This is a genomic window from Falsiroseomonas sp. (genome assembly GCF_051860665.1).
Lineage (GTDB): Bacteria > Pseudomonadota > Alphaproteobacteria > Acetobacterales > Acetobacteraceae > Falsiroseomonas.
On the sequence record NZ_JBHYDM010000011.1, the window covers coordinates 96572 to 114941 of the forward strand.

The 18370-nt window shown below is 70.9% G+C and carries 16 protein-coding genes, 1 tRNA gene and 1 riboswitch; of the genes, 5 read left to right on the plus strand and 12 right to left on the minus strand.

Features of this window, described 5'->3' with window-relative positions; translation table 11 throughout:
- Positions 1-4 precede the first annotated feature (4 nt).
- Complete coding sequence (locus ACTIF1_RS13410; RefSeq protein ID WP_439596938.1) at positions 5-1120, minus strand: 2-aminoethylphosphonate--pyruvate transaminase; 1116 nt, start codon at positions 1118-1120, stop codon at positions 5-7.
- A 31-nt stretch (positions 1121-1151) separates the two neighbouring features.
- Positions 1152-1775, minus strand: a complete 624-nt coding sequence (locus tag ACTIF1_RS13415; RefSeq protein ID WP_439596939.1) for a DUF1194 domain-containing protein — start codon at positions 1773-1775, stop codon at positions 1152-1154.
- An 89-nt stretch (positions 1776-1864) separates the two neighbouring features.
- Here ACTIF1_RS13415 and ACTIF1_RS13420 point away from each other — a divergent pair, with 89 nt between their 5' ends.
- The 3 genes from ACTIF1_RS13420 to ACTIF1_RS13430 all read left to right on the plus strand — a co-directional run bounded on the left by ACTIF1_RS13420 (position 1865) and on the right by ACTIF1_RS13430 (position 6328).
- Complete coding sequence (locus ACTIF1_RS13420; RefSeq protein ID WP_439596940.1) at positions 1865-2842, plus strand: Bug family tripartite tricarboxylate transporter substrate binding protein; 978 nt, start codon at positions 1865-1867, stop codon at positions 2840-2842.
- 483 nt (positions 2843-3325) lie between these two features.
- Positions 3326-3952: an exopolysaccharide biosynthesis protein gene (locus tag ACTIF1_RS13425; protein ID WP_439596941.1), complete on the plus strand. Its 627-nt coding sequence runs from the start codon at positions 3326-3328 to the stop codon at positions 3950-3952.
- A 34-nt stretch (positions 3953-3986) separates the two neighbouring features.
- Positions 3987-4217: riboswitch (cobalamin riboswitch) on the plus strand.
- 158 nt (positions 4218-4375) lie between these two features.
- On the plus strand, positions 4376-6328 hold the full coding sequence (locus ACTIF1_RS13430) for a TonB-dependent receptor plug domain-containing protein (RefSeq protein WP_439596942.1): 1953 nt from the start codon (positions 4376-4378) through the stop codon (positions 6326-6328).
- 9 nt (positions 6329-6337) lie between these two features.
- Here ACTIF1_RS13430 and ACTIF1_RS13435 read toward each other — a convergent pair whose 3' ends face one another.
- A complete protein-coding gene (locus tag ACTIF1_RS13435; protein ID WP_439596943.1) occupies positions 6338-7750 on the minus strand; it encodes an alpha,alpha-trehalose-phosphate synthase (UDP-forming) in 1413 nt (470 codons plus the stop codon).
- Complete coding sequence (otsB, locus tag ACTIF1_RS13440) at positions 7747-8466, minus strand: trehalose-phosphatase (RefSeq protein WP_439596944.1); 720 nt, start codon at positions 8464-8466, stop codon at positions 7747-7749. Before otsB ends, ACTIF1_RS13435 begins: the two co-directional genes overlap by 4 nt.
- 127 nt (positions 8467-8593) lie before the next feature.
- Between otsB and ACTIF1_RS13445 the strand changes: the two genes are divergently transcribed.
- Positions 8594-8998: a cupin domain-containing protein gene (locus ACTIF1_RS13445; protein ID WP_439596945.1), complete on the plus strand. Its 405-nt coding sequence runs from the start codon at positions 8594-8596 to the stop codon at positions 8996-8998.
- Positions 8999-9026: 28 nt separating this feature from the next.
- Positions 9027-9111 (plus strand) — tRNA-Leu (locus tag ACTIF1_RS13450).
- 15 nt (positions 9112-9126) lie between these two features.
- Here the strand turns inward: ACTIF1_RS13450 and ACTIF1_RS13455 are convergent.
- The 8 genes from ACTIF1_RS13455 to biuH form a co-directional block, all read right to left on the minus strand.
- Positions 9127-10191 carry a DUF2218 domain-containing protein gene (locus tag ACTIF1_RS13455; RefSeq protein ID WP_439596946.1) on the minus strand — a complete coding sequence of 355 codons (1065 nt, stop codon included), beginning with the start codon at positions 10189-10191 and terminating at the stop codon, positions 9127-9129.
- Between the two features lie 77 nt (positions 10192-10268).
- On the minus strand, positions 10269-11288 hold the full coding sequence (locus tag ACTIF1_RS13460; protein ID WP_439596947.1) for a 3,4-dihydroxy-2-butanone-4-phosphate synthase: 1020 nt from the start codon (positions 11286-11288) through the stop codon (positions 10269-10271).
- The gene (locus tag ACTIF1_RS13465; RefSeq protein ID WP_439596948.1) at positions 11278-12912 is read right to left on the minus strand and encodes an ABC transporter ATP-binding protein; all 1635 of its coding nucleotides are present in this window, start codon (positions 12910-12912) and stop codon (positions 11278-11280) included. Before ACTIF1_RS13465 ends, ACTIF1_RS13460 begins: the two co-directional genes overlap by 11 nt.
- Positions 12909-13742, minus strand: coding sequence for an ABC transporter permease (locus ACTIF1_RS13470; protein ID WP_439596949.1), 834 nt, complete (start codon positions 13740-13742; stop codon positions 12909-12911). Before ACTIF1_RS13470 ends, ACTIF1_RS13465 begins: the two co-directional genes overlap by 4 nt.
- A gap of 3 nt (positions 13743-13745) precedes the next feature.
- Positions 13746-14723, minus strand: coding sequence for an ABC transporter permease (locus tag ACTIF1_RS13475; RefSeq protein ID WP_439596950.1), 978 nt, complete (start codon positions 14721-14723; stop codon positions 13746-13748).
- On the minus strand, positions 14724-16313 hold the full coding sequence (locus ACTIF1_RS13480; RefSeq protein ID WP_439596951.1) for an ABC transporter substrate-binding protein: 1590 nt from the start codon (positions 16311-16313) through the stop codon (positions 14724-14726).
- 20 nt (positions 16314-16333) lie between these two features.
- On the minus strand, positions 16334-17671 hold the full coding sequence (locus ACTIF1_RS13485) for an NtaA/DmoA family FMN-dependent monooxygenase (RefSeq protein WP_439596952.1): 1338 nt from the start codon (positions 17669-17671) through the stop codon (positions 16334-16336).
- Positions 17668-18369 carry a biuret amidohydrolase gene (gene biuH, locus ACTIF1_RS13490; RefSeq protein WP_439596953.1) on the minus strand — a complete coding sequence of 234 codons (702 nt, stop codon included), beginning with the start codon at positions 18367-18369 and terminating at the stop codon, positions 17668-17670. Before biuH ends, ACTIF1_RS13485 begins: the two co-directional genes overlap by 4 nt.
- Position 18370 lies beyond the last annotated feature (1 nt).

Consider the following 18370-nt stretch of genomic DNA (forward strand, 5'->3'; position numbering starts at 1 on the left):
GCCCTCAGGCCGCGGCGCGCCGCCCCACCCCCATCTCCTCCAGCACCGCCTCGGCCTGCTTCAGGGCGAAGCGGATCTCCTCCTCCCCGATCGCGCCGATGCAGCCGAAGCGCATGGAAGGCTGCTTCGTGGAGGAGAAGTCGGAGAGGATGACGCCGCGCTGCTTCATCTTCCGCTGGAAGGTCTCCAGGTTCCAGTTCGGGTCCACCGGCTGGTAGACATTGACGATGATCGGCCCCTGGTGCTCGGGCGCCACATAGGGCGTGAAGCCCAGCGCCTTGAGGCCCGCATACATCACGTCCCGGTTGCGGCTGTAGCGCGCGAAGCGGGCCGGCTGGCCGCCCTCCGCCTCGTAGATCTCCATCGCCTTCCCAAAGGCCCGCAAGGCCTGCACCGCCGGGGTGAAGCGGAAACCGCCCCAGCCGTTCTTCAGCGCGTGGTCGTAGACATCGGACAGGTCCATCACCCAGGAGCCGGCCTGGCCGCGGCAGGCCTCCAGGCGGGCGATCGGTGCCACGGCGAAGCCGAAGCCCGGCAGCCCCTCCAGGCACTTGTTCGAGGTGAAGACCACCACGTCGCATTCCGGATGGTCGGCGATGCGGAAGGGCAGCGCGCCGAAGGCGGAGACGGCGTCGCAGATCATTCGCCGCCCCGCCGCCGCGATCACCGGCCCCAGGATCTGCGGGTCGTTGATGATGCCGGTGCCGGTCTCGCTGACCACCAGGGCCACATGGCCGCAATCCGGGTTCTCGGCCAGCGCCTGGGCCAGGCGCTCGGGCGACATGGGAACATTGTCCGGCCCGTCGAGGGCCACCACCACCCGCCCGGCGGTCTCCGCCAGCCGCGCCAGGCGTTCCGCATAGCCGCCATTGCGCACCACCAGCAGTTTTTCGCCCGCCGGCACGAAGGTGCGGATCGCGGATTCGATGATCATATGGCCGCAGCCGGGCAGCGGCAGGGAGGCATGCACCCCCGCCACCCCGCCGGCAATCCGCACGATGGCGGGGCGCATGGCGGCGTATTCGGCCCGGAAATCCTCGTCCCAGGGGGCGATATCCTCCGCCATGCAGGCGCGGACTTCGGGGCGGGTCTGCACGGGGCCGGGGATCAGCAGCAGCATGGGGTTCACCGTCTGGGGCTTCGTTCCTGGGCTATACCACCAGCCCGCCGCCCAGCAATTCCCGCCGCAGCTTGCGCAGGATGGCTTCCGCGAAATCCACGTAGTCGCCGCAGGGCATGGCGAAGGACCCCGGGCCGCCGATCACCTCCGCCACGTAATGGTCCAGCAGGTCCGGCTCCTCGTTCAGGATGGCGAGGCCATTCACCGTGAGGCCCGCCGCCACCGCCAGGTCCCGCACCGGGCCCGGGGCGCGGCCGGCATTGTGGCGGCCATCGCCCGAGACATCGAGCACCAGCCGCGTGGGGTCACCCGGCGCGCGGGCCAGCACGGCGAGGCCCGCCGCCATCCCCTCCCCCAGTGCGGTGGCGCCGGCGGCCGGCAAGCGGGGGATGTTCTCGATGGCCTCCGCCAGCGCCGCCGCCCCTTCCGCATCGGCCAGCCGGGTCCAGCCCACCGCCAGGTCCTGCTGGCCCGGCCCGGACCAGAGCAGCAGCGCCAGGGCCGCCGCGCCGCGGGGGCCGGATGTGGCGGCGGCCAGCACCGCGGGGTCGCGCAGCGCCGCGGCGGTGCCGCCCACCATCAGCCGGAACTCCTCGAAGTCGACGCTGGCGGAGACATCCATGGCCAGGCAGAGGGCGATATCCACGCTTTCCATCGGTGCAAGCATCCTGATTCACGCCCCGTTTGCCTCGCGCCACGACCGGTGCCAGCATTCGGCAGCGCAACATGACAGGGATGTGCACAATGATCGGCAGGCGTGGCATTCTGGCGGCAGGCGGCGGCCTGCTGGCCGCCCCCTTGGCAGCCCCCGCGGTGCTGGCCCAGGCCTGGCCGGCACGGCCGATCCGCATGATCGTGCCCTATACGCCGGGTGCGGCCACCGATGCCATGGCGCGCCTTTCCGCCCAGAAGCTGCAGGAAAAGCTGGGCGTGACGGTGGTGGTGGAAAACCGCGCCGGGGCCAATGGCGCCATCGGCAGCCAGGCCGTGCTGCAGGCGCCCCCCGATGGCCATACGATCCTTGGCTCCGCCTCGATCCACCCGATGGCGCGGCATGTGATGAAGGCGGCGCCCTACGACCCGGTGGCGGATTTTCTGCCATTGGCGCGCACCGCGCGGGGCCCCCTCGTGCTCGTCTCCAACCCTCGCCTGCCGCAGACCACGGTCGCGCAGGTGGTTGAGGCGGCGAAGCGCGAGCCGGCGAAGTGGACCTTTGCCACCAGCAGCCTCGGCTCGGCGGGACACCTCGCCAGCATCGAGTTCAACCGGGTGACCGGCGCCAATATCGAGATCGTCGGCTATCGCGGCAGCGCCCCTGCGCTGACCGATGTGGCGGCGGGCAATGCGCAGCTGATGTTCGACCCGGTGCTGGCCACCCTGCCCATGGTGCGCGGCGGCCAGCTGCGCGGCCTGGCGATTGCCACCGCCACCCGCACCCAGCTGGCGCCGGAACTTCCCACCGCGGTGGAGGGTGGCCTGGCCGGCTTCGAATTCTATTCCTGGTACGGCGTCTGGGGCCCCCGCGCGATGCCGCGGGAGATCGCGGACCGGATCAATACCGCGCTGGTCAGCGGGCTGCAGGAGCCGGAGGTGGTGGCGCGCCTGACCGGCCTGGGCTTCGAGCCGGTGGCCGAGACGGTGGCGCAGGCCGAGGCCTTCATCGCCGCCGATGTCGCCCGCAATGCGGAGCTGCTGCGGATCGCGAATTTCGAGCCGCAATAGCGCCGGGACCGGGCGGCGGCGGAAGCTGGCGCGAAGCGCCCGCCGCGCCTAGGCTGGGATCCAACCCGCGCAGCGAGCGTGGGGTGGAGGCTTGCCGAATGGAGTGGAGGAAGCTCGACGGGGCTGGGGTATCGCTTGCGCCCCGCTTCGTCATCCCGCATGCGTCGTGCACGGACCGCCTGACCCGTTCATGACGGCCTGCCCCATGCCCCTCGGGGATCGGCCCGAGCGCGGCACGCCCCGCCCGGCCCCCGCCGCATCACGGCGCCGTGATATCCCCCCTGTGAAGCCGGCTGGCTGCATGCTACCGCTCCGCCATTCGAATGGCTGCTCGACCGGGCAGGTCAGGCAGGAGAAGGAGACGGCGCGTCATCGACCCGCTTCAGCGCATGGCGGTCCCGGACTGCCACGGACGGCGCCACGGGATGGCCGGCGCAGCCCGGCCCGCCGCCGCCTCCTGACCCCTATCCAGGCGCATATCGCATGAGCCCCGACCAGACCCATATGGCGGCGGAGGATCTGGCGCCGATCTCCCGCATCGTCTCCGAAGTGGCGGCCGCCTTCCCCGGGGAGCGCATCAGCCTGGGCGAGATGGCGGAGGCCTTTGGCGACCGCGCCTTCGGCCTGCTGCTGCTGCTGCTGCTGCTGCCCGGCCTGCTGCCCGGCATGGCCAGCGTCTTCGGCACGCCGCTGCTGATCCTCGGCGTGCAGATGGGCCTCGGCCTGCGGGTGCCGAAGCTGCCCGGCATCCTGGCGCGGCAGACCATCAAGCGGGCGGACCTGCTGCGGCTGGCCTCCGCCTCCTCCAAGGGCCTCGGGCGGATCGAGCGCTATGTGAAGCCGCGTCCGGGCTTCTTCACCTCGCCCTTCGGCGAACGCATCATCGGCTGGCTGACCGCCTATGTGGCGATCATGCTGATCCTGCCCGGCCCCGGCACCAATGGCCCGCCCGCCTTCGGCAATATCGTCATGGCGCTCGGCCTGATCGAGCACGACAGCACGGTGACCATGTGGGGCGTGGTGCTGACCATCGCCGGCTGCCTGTTTGCGACGGCGGTGCTGGGCGTGCTCGGTTGGCTCGGCCTGCAGGCGCTGGGCTGGATGTTCTGAAGCGCCCGATTGTGCGGTGGCTTAAGCCGGTGGTAACAACCCGTCATGCGCCGGTGGCCCGCAAGGGCTGAAACGGGAACGCGTGAAGGCCTTGTGGCGCAAGCCGCCGGGCCCAGCCCGCGGCTGCCCCCGCAACTGTAGGCGGAGACCCTGTCCCCCTCATGCCATTGGGCCCCTCAAGCCCGAGAAGGCGGGGACAGGATCCGGGAGGTTCGCCTCCCGGCGCTCCGCGAGCCAGGAGACCGGCCGGCGCAGAGACGTCACGCGCGTGCCGGGCGGGGTGCACCGGCGCAACGGAACGACAGGCCACCGGCGGGCAATCCCCGAAGGTGACCGCTCGTCTCCGCCTGCGGCGACGACGCCAGCCGCCGCGTGGCCTGCAAGGGCTGCGTGGCTTGTCGTCCGCTCGCTCGGAGGAAACCGATGCGACTGAATCCTGCCTTTCGGGCCGCGCCCCTCGCGCTCGCCCTGCCCCTGCTGCTGCCCAACCCCATCCAGGCGCAGCAGGCCATCCCCGAAACCATCGTCACCGCCACCCGCATCCCCACCGAGGCGGAGCGCGTGCCGGCCGCCATCACCGTGCTGACGCGCCAGGACATCGAGGAGCGCGGCTACCAGACCCTGGCCGAGGCCCTGGCCACCGTGCCGGGGATGAACATGGTGCAGACCGGCGGCCTCGGCCAGCAGGCCAGCGTCTTCATCCGCGGCACCGCCTCGCGCCACGTGCTGGTCCTGCTGGACGGCGTGCCGGTGAACGACCCGTCGGAGGCCAATGGCGCCTTCAACTTCGGCAATGAGCTGCTGGGCGATATCGAGCGGATCGAGGTGGTGCGCGGCCCCGGTTCCTCCCTCTACGGCTCGGGGGCCATCGGCGGCGTCATCAACCTGGTGACGCGGCGCGCGCCGGCCGGCGTGCCGCTGCAGGTCTTCGGCGATATCGCCGGCGGCAGCCAGGGCACCGCGCGCGGCGCGCTCGGCGCGGCGGGCAGCCTGCAGGGCTGGAATTACATGGTCATGGGACAGGGCCTGACCACCCAGGGCAGCGATGCCACGCCGCGGCGCATGAACAACGACACGAAGGAGACGGAATCGCTCCGCGCCGGCGCCGGCACCGCCCGCTTCGGCTGGACCGGCGGCACCACCAGCGTGGAGGGCCTGCTGCGCTGGCGCGAGAACCGGCTGGAGCTGGACAATGTCCCGAACGACGACCCGAACTACGAGGGCAATGACCGCCGCTGGTTCGGCCAGCTGCGCGCCGAGACCGGCCTTTTCGATGGCGTCTGGACCACCGGCCTGCGCGCCGCGGTGACGGAGGATCGGCGCCGCTACACCAATCTGCCGGATTCGCGCAGCAGCGCCTCCACCGACGACCTGTATCGCGGCACGCGGCAGACGCTGGACTGGGGCAATCGCATCCGGCTCGGCGATATCGGTCCCTTCTCCCTCGCCGGCCTCGCCTTCGGCGTGACGCATGAGCGGGAGGATGTGGAGGCCAATTCCGGCTCCCCCTCCTTCCGCACCACCACCGATGCCTCCGCCAGCAGCACGGCGCTGCATGCCGGGCTGCAGGCGCGCCTCGGCCCGCGCCTCGACCTCTCGGCCGGGCTGCGGCGCGATGCGGCGGACGATTATGACGGCTTCACCTCCTGGCGCCTCGGCGCCGTGCTGGCGCTGCCGGAGGTCTCCTCCCGCCTCCGCGCCTCGGCCGGCACCGCCTTCAAGGCGCCCTCGCTGTATCAGCGCTACGGCCGCATCGGCAGCTTCTTCCGCGGCAATCCGAACCTGGAGGCGGAGGACAGCTTCGCCTGGGAAGTGGGCGCGGAGACGGACCTGCCGCTGTTCGGCCGCAGCGACGGCGCGACCGCCAGCGCCACCTATTTCAACACGCGCACCAACAACCTGATCAACTTCAACCGCAGCTTCTCCTCGCTCGAGAATATCGAGAAGGCGAGCAGCCAGGGCGTGGAGCTGGGGCTGGTGGTGCGGCCCTTCCGCTGGCTGGATGCGCGGCTCGGCTGGACCATCACGGAGGCGCGGGACGAGGTGACGGATGCGCCGCTCGCCCGCCGGCCGCGCAACGTGGTCTCGGCCGGTGCCCGTATCGCGCCGACGGATCGAATCGTGATCAGCCCGGAAGTGCTGTTCACAGGTCCCTCGCCGGACACGGCCTCCTACGACGATTCGGGAAATTTCATCTCCGGCGTGAACTACAACAAGTCCGGCACGGTGCTGAACCTGACCGCCTCCTACCGCGTGACGCCGGCCATCACGGGCTATGTCGAGGGTCGCAACCTGGGCAATAGCCAGTGGGAACCGGCGAACGGTTTTGTGACACCAGGCCGCAGCCTGCTGGTCGGAACCCGCTTCGTCTTCTGAGGCGAACCCTCAAGCCGCGCGCTTGCCGCGCGGCTTGCGGACCGGTGCTGGCTGGGCCTCGGCCTCGCCGGCATCGGCCACGTCCTTGTTGCCCTCCAGCGCCGAGAGGAAGCGGCGGCACCAGATGGCGGCGGTGCCGGCCTTCACGCTGGCCCACATGCGATTCCATCGGTCCAGCCGCTCATCCGCCGGCATGTCCATCGCCGCATCCAGCGCCTCGGCGATATCGTCCGGGTCGAGCGGATTGACGATCAGGGCGCCATCCAGCTCCACCGCCGCACCGGCGAAGCGCGACAGCACCAGCACGCCGGGGTCGGCCGGGTCCTGCGCCGCGACATATTCCTTGGCCACCAGGTTCATGCCGTCCCGCAGCGGCGTCACCAGGCCGATGCGCGCCATGCGCATGAAGCCCGCCAGCGTCGGGCGTGCCACGGCGCGGGTGATGTAGCGGATCGGCGCCCAGTCGGGCTCCGCCATCTGGCCGTTGATGCGGCCCACACCCTCATCCAGCTCGCGCCGCAGCGCGCGGTACATCGCCACATCGCCGCGGCTGACGGGCGCCACCTGCAGGAAGGTGATCTTGCCGCGATGCCGCGGAAACCGCTCCAGCATCGCGCCGAAGCCCGCGATGCGCTGCGGCAGGCCCTTGGTGTAGTCCAGCCGGTCGATGCCGATGGCGAGCGACCGGCCGGCGAGCGAATCCCGCAGCCGCTTCACCTCCTTCGCCTCGGCGCGTTGCGCGGCCAGCTTGGCGAAGCCGGTGGCATCGATGCCGATGGCGAAAGCGCCGACGCGCATGGCGACATCGCCCTTGCCGATGGCGATCAGCGCGGCGCGCAGGTTCTCGGCATCATCCTCGGTCTGCATGCCGATGGCATCGATCGCCTCCATCGCCTCCAGCAGCCTCTCCGCATGCGGCAGGCCGCTGAAGACGGAGCGCGGCGGGAAGGGCACGTGCAGGAAGAAGCCGATGCGCTGCTTGCAGCCCAGCGCGCGCAACTCCGCCGCCATCAGGAACAGATGGAAATCGTGGATCCAGATGGTGTCGTCCGGCTGCAGCAGCGGCGCCAGCGCCGCGGCGAAGGCCTTGTTGGTGCGCTGGTAGCCGGCAAAGTCGCGCCGGTCGAAGCGCGCGATGCCGAGCCGGTAGTGCAGCACCGGCCAGAGCGCGGCATTCGAAAAACCCTGGTAGAAATGCTTGTAGTCGTCGTGGCCGAGGTCGATCGTGGCATAGGTGGTCGTGCCATGGCGCAGCAGGGCGGCTTCCGTCCCGGTTTGCGCCGCGGTCTTGCCGGACCAGCCGAAATACATCGAATCGCGCTTCGCCAGCGCATCCTTCAGGGCCACCGCCAGGCCGCCGGCGGTGGCGCCGGTCTCCTTCGGATCGGGAACACGATTGGCGACGATGACCAGGCGGCTCATGCTGCCGCCCCGCGCGCTTCGAGCGTGGCGAGCCAGCCGCGGAAGACATCCGGCGTGCCGAAGACATCCTGCAGGCGCAACCCCAGCCCACCCGCCGCGCGGGCCACCGCCATGCCGGCCTCATCCGTCACATCGTCGCCGACGAAGACCGGCACACGGCCCGCGAAGGGGTGGCGCGCCATCAGGCTGGCCACCGCGGTGCCCTTGTTGGCGCCGCGCGGCGTCACCTCCCAGGCCATGCGCGCGGGCAGCAGCGCGAAGGAGTCCGGCGCCTCCGCCACCAGGGATTCCAGCAGCGCGCGCGCCGCCGGCCCGGCCTCCGGCGCCTGCCGGAAATGCAGCACGAAGCCGTGGGTCTTGTCCTCGATGAAGGCGTTCGGGAAGGATTGCAGCAGCAGGTCGGCGCGCGCGCGCCAGGCGGCCGGCGGCGAGGGCAGCGCGGGCCCCTCCGTCCCGCCATCCGGCAGCGGGCGCAGCTCCGCGCCATGGCTGCCCGCCTTGGCGATGGCCACCGGCAGCAGATGATCGAGCTCGGCGAGCGGACGGCCGGAAACGATGGCCAGGGCGCCATCCAGCTGGTTGGCCAGGCGCTCCAGCATCCGGGGAAGTTCGGCCGGGACCACAACGGCATCGGGCCGCTCGGCGATCTCGACAAGGGTGCCGTCGAAGTCGAGGAAAAGCGCCGCGTGTTCGGGCGCGGTCGGTAAAGCTTGCATGGTGGATTCTAACACGATGCAGGCGTTCCTGTTGCCACGCCCTCGCGCGATCGTGAGTCCTGCTGCGGAACCGTGACGCCGTGCGACGACGTGCTAGCCTTCCAGCCGGGAGATCCAGGAGGACGCGATGCAGGGGCGCACCACCATCAGCCGGGCGGAGGGGGCGGTCTTCGAACAGGGCCTGCGCAGCTTCTTCGCCTATCGCGACCTCGGCGTGCGGGCCGCCACCGGCGGGGCCTTCGGCGCGCATGTCATCCGCGCCGTGCCCGGCACCGGGGCGGCGCCGCAATGGCACACCCACGATCTGGGCTTCCAGCTGGTCTATGTGCTGCGCGGCTGGGTGACCTTCACCTACGAGGATATCGGGGAGGTCACCTTCCGGCCCGGCGACAGCGTGCTGCAGCCGCCCGGCATCCGACATGTGGAGGTGGCGCATTCCGAGGATCTGGAGCTGCTCGAGATCACCAGCCCCGCGGACTTCGCGACCGCCGTCACGGAGGCACCGCCCGCGCTTCCGGGCAGTTCCCCCTGAGCCCGCTTTCCGCTATCCTGGGCGCCGCGCGGGCGTGGTGGAACTGGTAGACGCGCCGGACTCAAAATCCGGTTCCGAGAGGAGTGTCGGTTCGATTCCGACCGCCCGCACCACTTCTCCCCCTGATCTCAGTCCGCCTCGGCCTGTCCGTGGCGCCAATAGGCGGCGACGCGGCTCTGCTGGCGGCTGATGCCGAGCCCGGCCAGCGCCTCTCGCAACTGCGCCGCAGCCTGCCTTTCGCAGGCGGCCCAGACGAAACGATCCTCCGCCGCCGGCCAATCGATATCGGCCAGTGCCGCCGGCAGCAGGCTGGCCGTGCCCGGCGCGGCCGGCGCGCGATGCAGCCAGCGCAGCGTGAAGCCGGGTGGCAGGGCCAGCGGGATCTCATCCGCCGGGCCGTCCACCTCGATCACCGCGACGCCGGCCGTGCTGCGCGGCAGCAATTCCAGCATCCGGGCGATGGCGGGCAGCGCCGTCTCGTCCCCCATCAGCAATTGCCAGGGGGCCGGGTGCAGCCCGCCGCCGCCGGGGCCGGTGATGCCGCAAAGATCCCCAGGCCGTGCCTGTTCGGCGAATCGGGTCCCCGGGCCGCCATGGGCGTGGCGGACGAAATCGATCTCGATCAGCCCGGCCGCGACATCCACCCGGCGGATCGTATAGGCCCGCCGGTCCGGGCGCAGGGCGGCGGCCGGCCAGACCAGGCTGCCATCCGCCGCCTGGCGCGGCCATTGCGCGGGACCCTGGCCCTCGGGCGGGATATGGAGGCGGACATGAAGGGCCTCCGCCGTGTCGAAGCGGGCCAGATCCTCGCCCCACAGCACCAGCCGGCGCAGCCGCGGCGCAAGGTCCTGCACCGCCTGCACGCGCAGCTCCCGGAAATCCGAGAGCAGCGTGCCGGCCCCGAGCCCCGCCCAGCGGATCTCGGGCGCCTCGCCCTCGGCGAATTCCACCACATGCTCCGCCATGCCCAGGCAGAGGCGCTGCAGCGCCCTGGCATCGGTGGCCGCGGCGCCGAGGTGCAGCTCGCCCACGCCGACCCGCAGGCTGCCCTGCCCGATCGGCAGCTCCGCCACCAGCGCCTCGCCCTGCGGCCGGAAGACCAGCCCGTGCTCGGCCAGATGCGCGACAAGCCGGGCGGCGACGGCGGCCGGGTCGCGCAGCGGGATCACCGCCTCGGAGGTGAAAGGCAGCATGTCCGGATCCTTACGTCTGGGCGCGGGCGCAGCCTGACGCATTTGCGAATCATTCGCAATACAGGCAAGCCCAGGCCTCAGGCGATGGCCGGCGTCGCGGCCAGGCCGAGCTCGGTCAGGATCGCCGCCACCAGCACCGCCTCCGCCGGGCGGGCCACGGCCGCGGCGCCGCGGCGCAGCAGCTCGACCAGCCCGATGCCGGGGCCGGCATCCAGGCACAGCACCAGGCCCCTGCCCGCCTCCCGCATCGCCGCCATGGCCGCCAGCGCCGGCGCCGCCTGGCCGGCCTCCGCGCCGCGTGGCGCCTGGAAGGCCGCCAGCAACCCCGGCAGCGCCGCGCCGGGATGCAGGTGCAGCGCCATGCCGGGCGCCGGCCGGCCCAGCAGCAGGGCCAGATGCTCCGCCCCGCCGTCCGTCTCGGCGAAGGCGATCGCCGTCCAGCGCGCGCCCGCGCTGTCGCGCAGCTCGGTCTGCGCCAGGCGCCGCAGCAGCGGGGCGGCGGCCAGGCGGTGGTGCAGCAGGGCGGTGACGGTGCCGCAGACCAGGCCGTGCCGCTCGGCGAAGGCGCGCAGCGCCGGGCCGCGCGCCACCTCCCCGGCCTCGTCCAGCACCTGGCAGAGCACCCCGGCCGCCTGGCTGCCGGAAAGCCGGCCGAGGTCGACCGCCGCCTCCACCAGCCCCGGCCGGCCCAGCAGCCCCTCCGGCTCCGCCACCAGGGGAAAGACATGGCCGGGCGTGACCAGCGCCTCCGGGCCCGCCGTGGCATCGATGGCGACCGCGATGGTCCGCGCGCGGTCGAAGGCGGAGATGCCGGTGGAAACCCCTTCCCGCGCCTCGATCGAGACGGTGAAGCGCGGGCGCGGGGCGGCGAAGCTGGCGGGCAGCAGCGGCAGGGCGAGCTGGCGGACCCGCTCCGGCGTCAGCGCCAGGCAGACCAGGCCCCGCGCCTCCCGCGCCATCAGGGCGATGAGGGCCGCGCTGGCATGCGCGGCGGGCACCACCAGCGCGCCCGCGGCCTCCGCCCCGTCCTGCTCGCAGAGCACCACGGCGCGGCCGGCCTGCGCCTCGGCGATCAGCAGCGCGGCCTCATCCAGCATGGTCGGTCCCGATCCGGGCGAGGTCGGGGGTTGCCGCGCGGCGCCCGGCGGCCCAGCCGCGGCCGGGCACGGCGGCGAGCAGCGCCTGCGAATAGGGGTGGCTGGGCGCGGTCAGCAGGGTCTCCGCCGGCCCCTCCTCCACCACCTCCCCACGCTGCATGATGGCGACGCGGTCGCAGACCTGCGCCGCCACGCGCAGGTCATGGGTGATGAAGACCATCGACAGGCCCAGCTTGCGGCGCAGCCCGGCCAGCAGGTCCAGCACCTGCGCCTGCACCGAAAGATCGAGGGCGGAGACGGGTTCGTCCGCCACCAGCACATCGGGCTCCAGCGCCAGGGCGCGCGCCAGGCCGATGCGCTGGCGCTGGCCGCCGGAGAATTCATGCGGGAAGCGGTCCAGGGAAGCGGGGTCGAGCCCCACCAGCAGGAACAGGTCCTCGGCCCTTTCGCGCAGGTCCCGCCCCCGCACCCCGCGCAGCGCCAGCCCCTGCGTCACCAGGTCTCCCGCCCGCCGACGCGGGTTGAGCGAGGTGAAGGGATCCTGGAAGACCATCTGGATCCGCCCGGTCTGCGATCGCCAGGCCGCGCTGCCGATGCGCGTGATATCCGTGCCGAGGATGCGGATGGCCCCCGAATCCGGCGTCATCAGCTTCATCAGGCAGCGCGCCAGGGTGGACTTGCCCGAGCCGCTTTCGCCCACGATGCCGAGCGTGGTGCCGCGCGGCAGCCGCAGCGAGACGTCGCGCAGCGCCGGCACCGTGCGGCCACGCTTGCGGAAGGTCTTGTTCAGGCCTGCCACCTCCAGCACCGCCGGCGCCTGGCTCGGCCGATAGGGCGGCGGCCGCAGCGCCGGCATGGCGGCGATCAGCGCCTGGGTATAGGCGTGGCGCGGATGGTTCAGCACGGCCTCCGCCGGGCCCTGCTCCACCACCTCCCCCTGCCGCATCACCGCGATGCGCGTCGCCACCTCCGCCACCACGCCGAAATCATGCGTGATGAACAGCACGCCCATGCCGCGCCGCGCGCGCAGCTCCCGGATCAGGCCGAGGATCTGCGCCTGGGTCGTCACATCCAGCGCCGTCGTCGGCTCGTCCGCGATCAGCAGACGCGGCTCCAGCGCGATGGCCATGGCGATGACGCAGCGCTGCCGCTGGCCGCCCGAGAGTTCATGCGGATAGGCGCGGGCGATCTGCCGGGGCTCGGGCAGGTGCAGGCTCTCCAGCAGCGCCTGCACCCGGGCAGCGATCGCGGCACGGCCGAGGGTGGTATGGGTGCGATAGACCTCGGCGATCTGCGCGCCCACCGTATGCAGCGGATTCAGCGCCGTCATCGGGTCCTGGAACACCATGCCGATGCGACGGCCGCTGATGCCGCGCAACTGCGCGAGTAGCAGTGGCAGCAGGTCCGTGCCCTCGAAGAGGATGCGCCCCGCGGTGGCGCGCACCCCAGGCGGCAGCAGGCCGAGGATCGCCGCCGCAGTCAGCGACTTGCCCGATCCACTCTCCCCCACCACGCAGAGCACTTCCCCCGCCGCGACGGAGAGCGAGACATCCCGCGCCGCAAAGGGCCGGTCCGCGCCACGCGGCAGGGCAACCGAAAGGTTCTGGATCTCGAGCAGCGTCATCGCCGGCCCAGCCGCGGGTTCAGCAGGTCGTTCACCCCCTGCCCGACCAGCGAGATGGCCAGCACCGTGACGATGATGGCGAGCCCCGGCAGCGCCGCGACATACCAGGCCCCGCGCAGCACGCGCCGCCCGTCGCCGATCAGATTGCCCCAGGAGGCGATGTTCGGATCCGACAGGCCGAGGAAGGCGAGCGCGCTTTCGTTGAGGATCGCGATGGCCATGACGACGCTGACATAGACGATGACCGGCGGCAGCGCGCTCGGCAGGATCTCGCGGAAGATAATGCGCGCATGCGCCATGCCGAGGGTGCGGCAGGACAGCACGAAATCGCGCATCCGCAGCGTCAGGAACTCCGCCCGCGTCAGCCGCGCCGGCGCGGTCCAGGAGACGGCGCCGATGGCCAGCGCCAGGGTGGTGATCTCGGAGCCGAAGATCACCACCAGCATCAGCAGCAGGATGAAGCTCGGCACCGTCTGGAAGGCCTCCGTCACCCGCATCAGCGCGGCATCCACATGGCCGCCGAAATAGCCGGAGATGGCGCCGACCACGATGCCCACGCCGATCGCGATGCCCGTGGCCACCAGGCCGACCAGCAGCGAGACGCGGGCGCCGTGGAAGATCTGCGCGGCGATGTCGCGCCCGACCGAATCGGTGCCGAGCGGCAGGCCTTCCTCCGTGAAGGGCGGCGTCAGCGGCGCGCCGGCGAGCGAGAGCGGATCCTCCGGGAACAGCCAGTCGGCACTCGCCGCCATGCCGATCACGCCGAGCAGCAGAACCAGCCCCACCAATGCGGCGATGGAACGGGCATAGCGGCGAAACGCGGCCTGCATCGCTCAGCCCTCCACATCGATGCGCGGGTCGAGGCGCGCATAGATCAGGTCGATGACCAGATTCACCACCACCACGAGGACGGCGGACATGATGACGATGCCCAGCATCATGTTGAGGTCGCGCTGCACCACCGCCTCCTGCGCCAGGCGCCCGAGGCCGGGCAGCGAGAAGACGCTCTCCACCACCACCGCGCCGCCCAGCATGGAGCTCGCCTGCAGCCCCGCGATGGTGACCATCGGCAGCAGCGCGTTGCGCAGCGCGTGGCGGAACAGAACGGCGCCTTCCCGCACCCCCTTGGCGCGGGCGGTGCGCATGAAGTCCAGCGTCATCACCTCCAGCATCGCGGTGCGCATCACGCGCAGGTAGACGGCGAAGAAGATCAGCGCGAGGGTCAGCGTCGGCAGCAGCAGGTGCAGGGCCATGTCCAGCAGCAGCGCCAGCCCCTCATGCCCCGCGCGCAGATCCGAGAGGCCGCCGGCCGGCAGCCAACCGAGCGTGACCGCGAAGAGCATGATCGCCATCAGCCCGAACCAGAAGGAGGGCATGGCATAGACCAGCATGCCGAGCACCGAGATCAGCGTATCCGGCCAGCGATGCACGTAGCGCGCGGCGACGACGCCCACGACGCAGCCGCCGACGAAGGCGAGCGTCATGGCCGAGACCATCAGCACCACCGTCACCGGCAGCCGCTCCAGGATCAGCGCCAGGACCGGGCGGCCATAGGCGATGGAGACGCCGAGATCGAAGCTCGCCAGCCGGCCGAGATAGGCGGCGAACTGCGTCATCACGCTGCCATCCAGCCCATAGTAGCTGCGCAGCAGGCGGCTGAGCGTATCGTCGCTGCTGCCCATCTGCCCGATCAGCGCATCCACCGCATCGCCGGGGGCGAGCTGCAGCAGGAAGAAGAGCCCGGCCAGGATGATGGCGAGGCAGGGGACGCTGAGCATCAGCCGCCGCAGGGCCAGCCGCAGGATGCGCATTCAGCCGGCCATCCACAGATCGGCCCAGTGGCTGCCGGTCCAGCGCGCATTGTTGTGGTCGTTGCGCATCTTCGGCACGACGACCGAAGTGTAGGTCTGCTCCACCGCGAACCAGAGCGGCAGGTCGCGCATCACCATCGCGCCGAGGTCGTGATAGAGTTGCTTGCGCCGCGCCGGATCCACCTCCTCCGCCGCCGTATCGATCAGCGAATCCATCTCGGGCGCGAGCCAGCCCCACTGGTTGCTCCAGGGCACGCCGCGCGGCTGGCCGGAGCGCAGGAAGACCGTGGTGCTGATCTGCGGGTCGTTGCGGAAACCAATGGTCTCGGCTGTGAGATCAAAATTCCAGTCACGCATGACATTGGCCAGATAGGCCGCGCTATCATAGGCGGTCAGCGTCACGCGCACACCGATGCGCTGAAGCGACTGCTGCACGAAGGTGGTGAAGCGCACGGCGTCATCGCCATTGGTTGAGGTCATGCGCAGCGTCATGCGCACCCCGCCGGCGCCGCGGCGATAGCCCGCCTCGTCCAGCAGCGCCTCCGCCCGGCGCGGGTCGAAGGGATAGTCCGGCAGGTCCGGCGCGAAGAAGGCACTGCTGCTGGGCTGCAGGCCGAGCCCCCGCCGGCCGAGGCCCTGGAGGAAGGCGCGCACGTAGAAATTGGCGTCGATCGCATGCACGAAGGCGCGGCGCACCCGCACATCCTGCAGCTCCGCCTTGCGATGATTGAAGCACAGGGTATTGCCGATGGAATTCGCCTCGTTTCCCTTGGCGGAGACGCGGAAGCGCCCCTCCCGCGCCAGCCGGGCGAGGTCGGTGCGCGGCATGGAGGAGAACAGGCTCATATCCACCGCACCCGATTCCACCGCCGCCGTCGCCGCCGCCGGATCCGGCACGAAGCGGGTGATGATGCGGTCCAGATAGGGCAGGCCAGGCTGCCAGTAGCTGGGGTTGCGCTCGACGATGCAGTGCTGGCCCGCGCTGTAGCTGACGAACTTGAACGGCCCGGTGCCGACCGGTGCGAGGTTCGCGGGATTGGCGAAGAAATCCGTGCCCTCATACAGATGCCGCGGCGCCACGTAGGAAAGCTCCGTCGCCGCAAATAGCAGTTGGCGCAGCGGCATGGGGCGGGAGAAGCGGAAGATCGCCGTGGTGGCATCCGGCGTGTCCACGGCGACCAGGTTGCGGAAGACGATGGTCCCGTAGTTCTGCACCTTGCGCCACATCTCCAGGGCGCTGAACTGGACATCGGCGGAGGTGAAGGGCGCACCGTCATGCCAGCGCACGCCGTCACGTAGCCGGAAGGTGATGGCGAGACCATCCGGCGTCGAGTCCCAGGCGGTGGCCAGGCGGCCCTCCGGCTCGCCATCGGGACCCAGATCCACCAAGGGCTCGATGATCTTGGCCGCCAGGTTGGTGATGGAGAAATTGCCGCGCAGCGCCGGGTTCAGGAAGCGTGGATCGGTGGTGACCAGCACCGTCACCGTGCCGCCACGGCGCGGCGCCTCCTGCCCCATCGCCGGCGCGCCCAGCAGCAGCCCGGCGCCACCCAGCAGCGCCGCACGACGAGGGATTTGGAAAGGGTGCATGCGGCTTGCCTCCAGGCGGGTCATGTCAGCAGGTTCTCGCGCAGCGTGCGGCCCTCGTAGCGCCGCCGCAGCCGGCCACGCCGCTGCAATTCCGGCACGAGGAAATCGACGAGGTTCAGCGTGTCCCGCGGCGTCGCCTGGGGGTGGGAGACCATGAAGCCACCGCGCTGCCCGGCGCCGTCGAATTCCGCCTCCAGGTAATCCGCCACCTGCGTCGCATCGCCCGCAAAGGTGCGGTCATAGCCGGTGGCGGCGCGCAGGCCATGTTCGAAGAACTCCGCCGGCGTCATCTCCGCCGTCTCGCCGTAGCGCAGCACCAGCTGGTGCAGCAGGCCGACCGGCGAGGCGCCCATCGCGGCAATCTCGCGGTTCAGATCGGCCGGGCGGAAGCGCGCCGGCAGGCGGGCGAAATCCCAGCCGATATTGTGCGAGAGATAGGCGCCGACCCCATCGGGCGGGATCATCTCCAGCAGGCTCTCCTTGCGCGCCTTCGCCTCCGCCTCGGTCTGGGCCACGATCAGCGGCGTGCTGAACAGGATGCCGACCTTGGACGGATCGCGCCCCTTCGCCAGAAGCGCCGCATCCAGCGCGGCCCGATGCTTCTGCTTCTGCGCCAGCGGCGGACCGGCGGCGAAGACATGCTCGGCGAAATGCGCCGAGGCCTGCACGCCGCGCGGCGATCCGCCGGCCTGGATCAGCACCGGCTCGATCTGCGGCGAGGGCACAACGGAGAGCGGGCCGCGCACCTTGAAGAAGCGACCATCGTGCAGGATCGGCCGCACCTTCGCGGGGTCCGCCATCATCCCGCTGTCGCGATCCCAGAGGAAGGCATCGGCATCCACGCTGCGCCACAGCGCCTTGCAGACATCGATGAACTCTTCCATGCGCTCGTAGCGCGCAGTGTGCTCCATCAGCTCATCGAAGCCGTAATTGGCGGCATCGGCGCGGCGGGTGGAGGTGATGACGTTGAAGGCGATGCGACCGCCCGTGACGTGATCCAGCGAGTTCAGAAGACGCGCGACATAGAAGGGATGCATGAAGGTGGAGGCATAGGTCAGGCCGAAGCCGATATGCCGCGTCGCCCGCGCCATCAGGGCGATATAGGGCGACATATCCTGACGCGGCCAGCCAATGCCCCAGCGCACCGCATCCTCCTCCGAGCCCTTCCAGGTGCTCGGGATGCCGGTGCCATCGCCGAAGAACAGCATGTCGATGCAGCCGCGCTCCGCGATGCGGGCGATCTCCTCGAAGACCGCCGGGTCCGGATACAGGCTGTTCACCCAGGATCCAGGGCTGCGCCAGCGCCCATCGAGATGCGTCATCGACAGGTCGAGCGCGAGGTGCATGCGGACCGTCATGCCGCGCGCACCCCAAGGTTCGAGAACGCGGCCAGCAGGCGCCGGGAATCGCTGACGGTGCCGAAGACGCCGCCCTGCATTTTCACCATCCGGATCGCCGCCAGGTGGTTCTGCAGATCCGTGGCGCCGCAGCAGTCCTCCAGCAGCAGGCATTCGAAGCCACGGTCATTGGCTTCCCGCATCGTGGTATGGACGCAGACATCGGTGGTGATGCCGGTGAGGATCAGGTTGCGGATGCCGCGGCAGCGCAGGATCAGTTCCAGATCCGTCGCGCAGAAGGATCCCTTGCCCGGCTTGTCGATGATGGTCTCGCCGGGCAGCGGAGCGAGTTCCGGGATGATCTCCCAGCCCGGCTCGCCGCGCACAAGGATGCGGCCGCAGGGGCCGGGGTCGCCGATGCCGGCGCCGATGCGGCGCGAACGCCAGCGCTTGTTCGCGGGAAGATCCGAAAGATCGGCGCGGTGCCCTTCCCGCGTATGCAGGATATGAAAGCCGCCGGCGCGCATGGCCGCCAGCACCGCGCGGATCGGCTCGATCGGCGCGCGGGTCAGCGAAATGTCGTAGCCCATGGAATCGACATAGCCGCCGCGACCACAGAAATCGGTCTGCATGTCGATGACGAGCAGCGCCGTATTCGCGGGCTCCAGCGCACCGTCGAAGGGCCAGGGATAGGGATCGGCGGGGACGGTCCAGCTCATC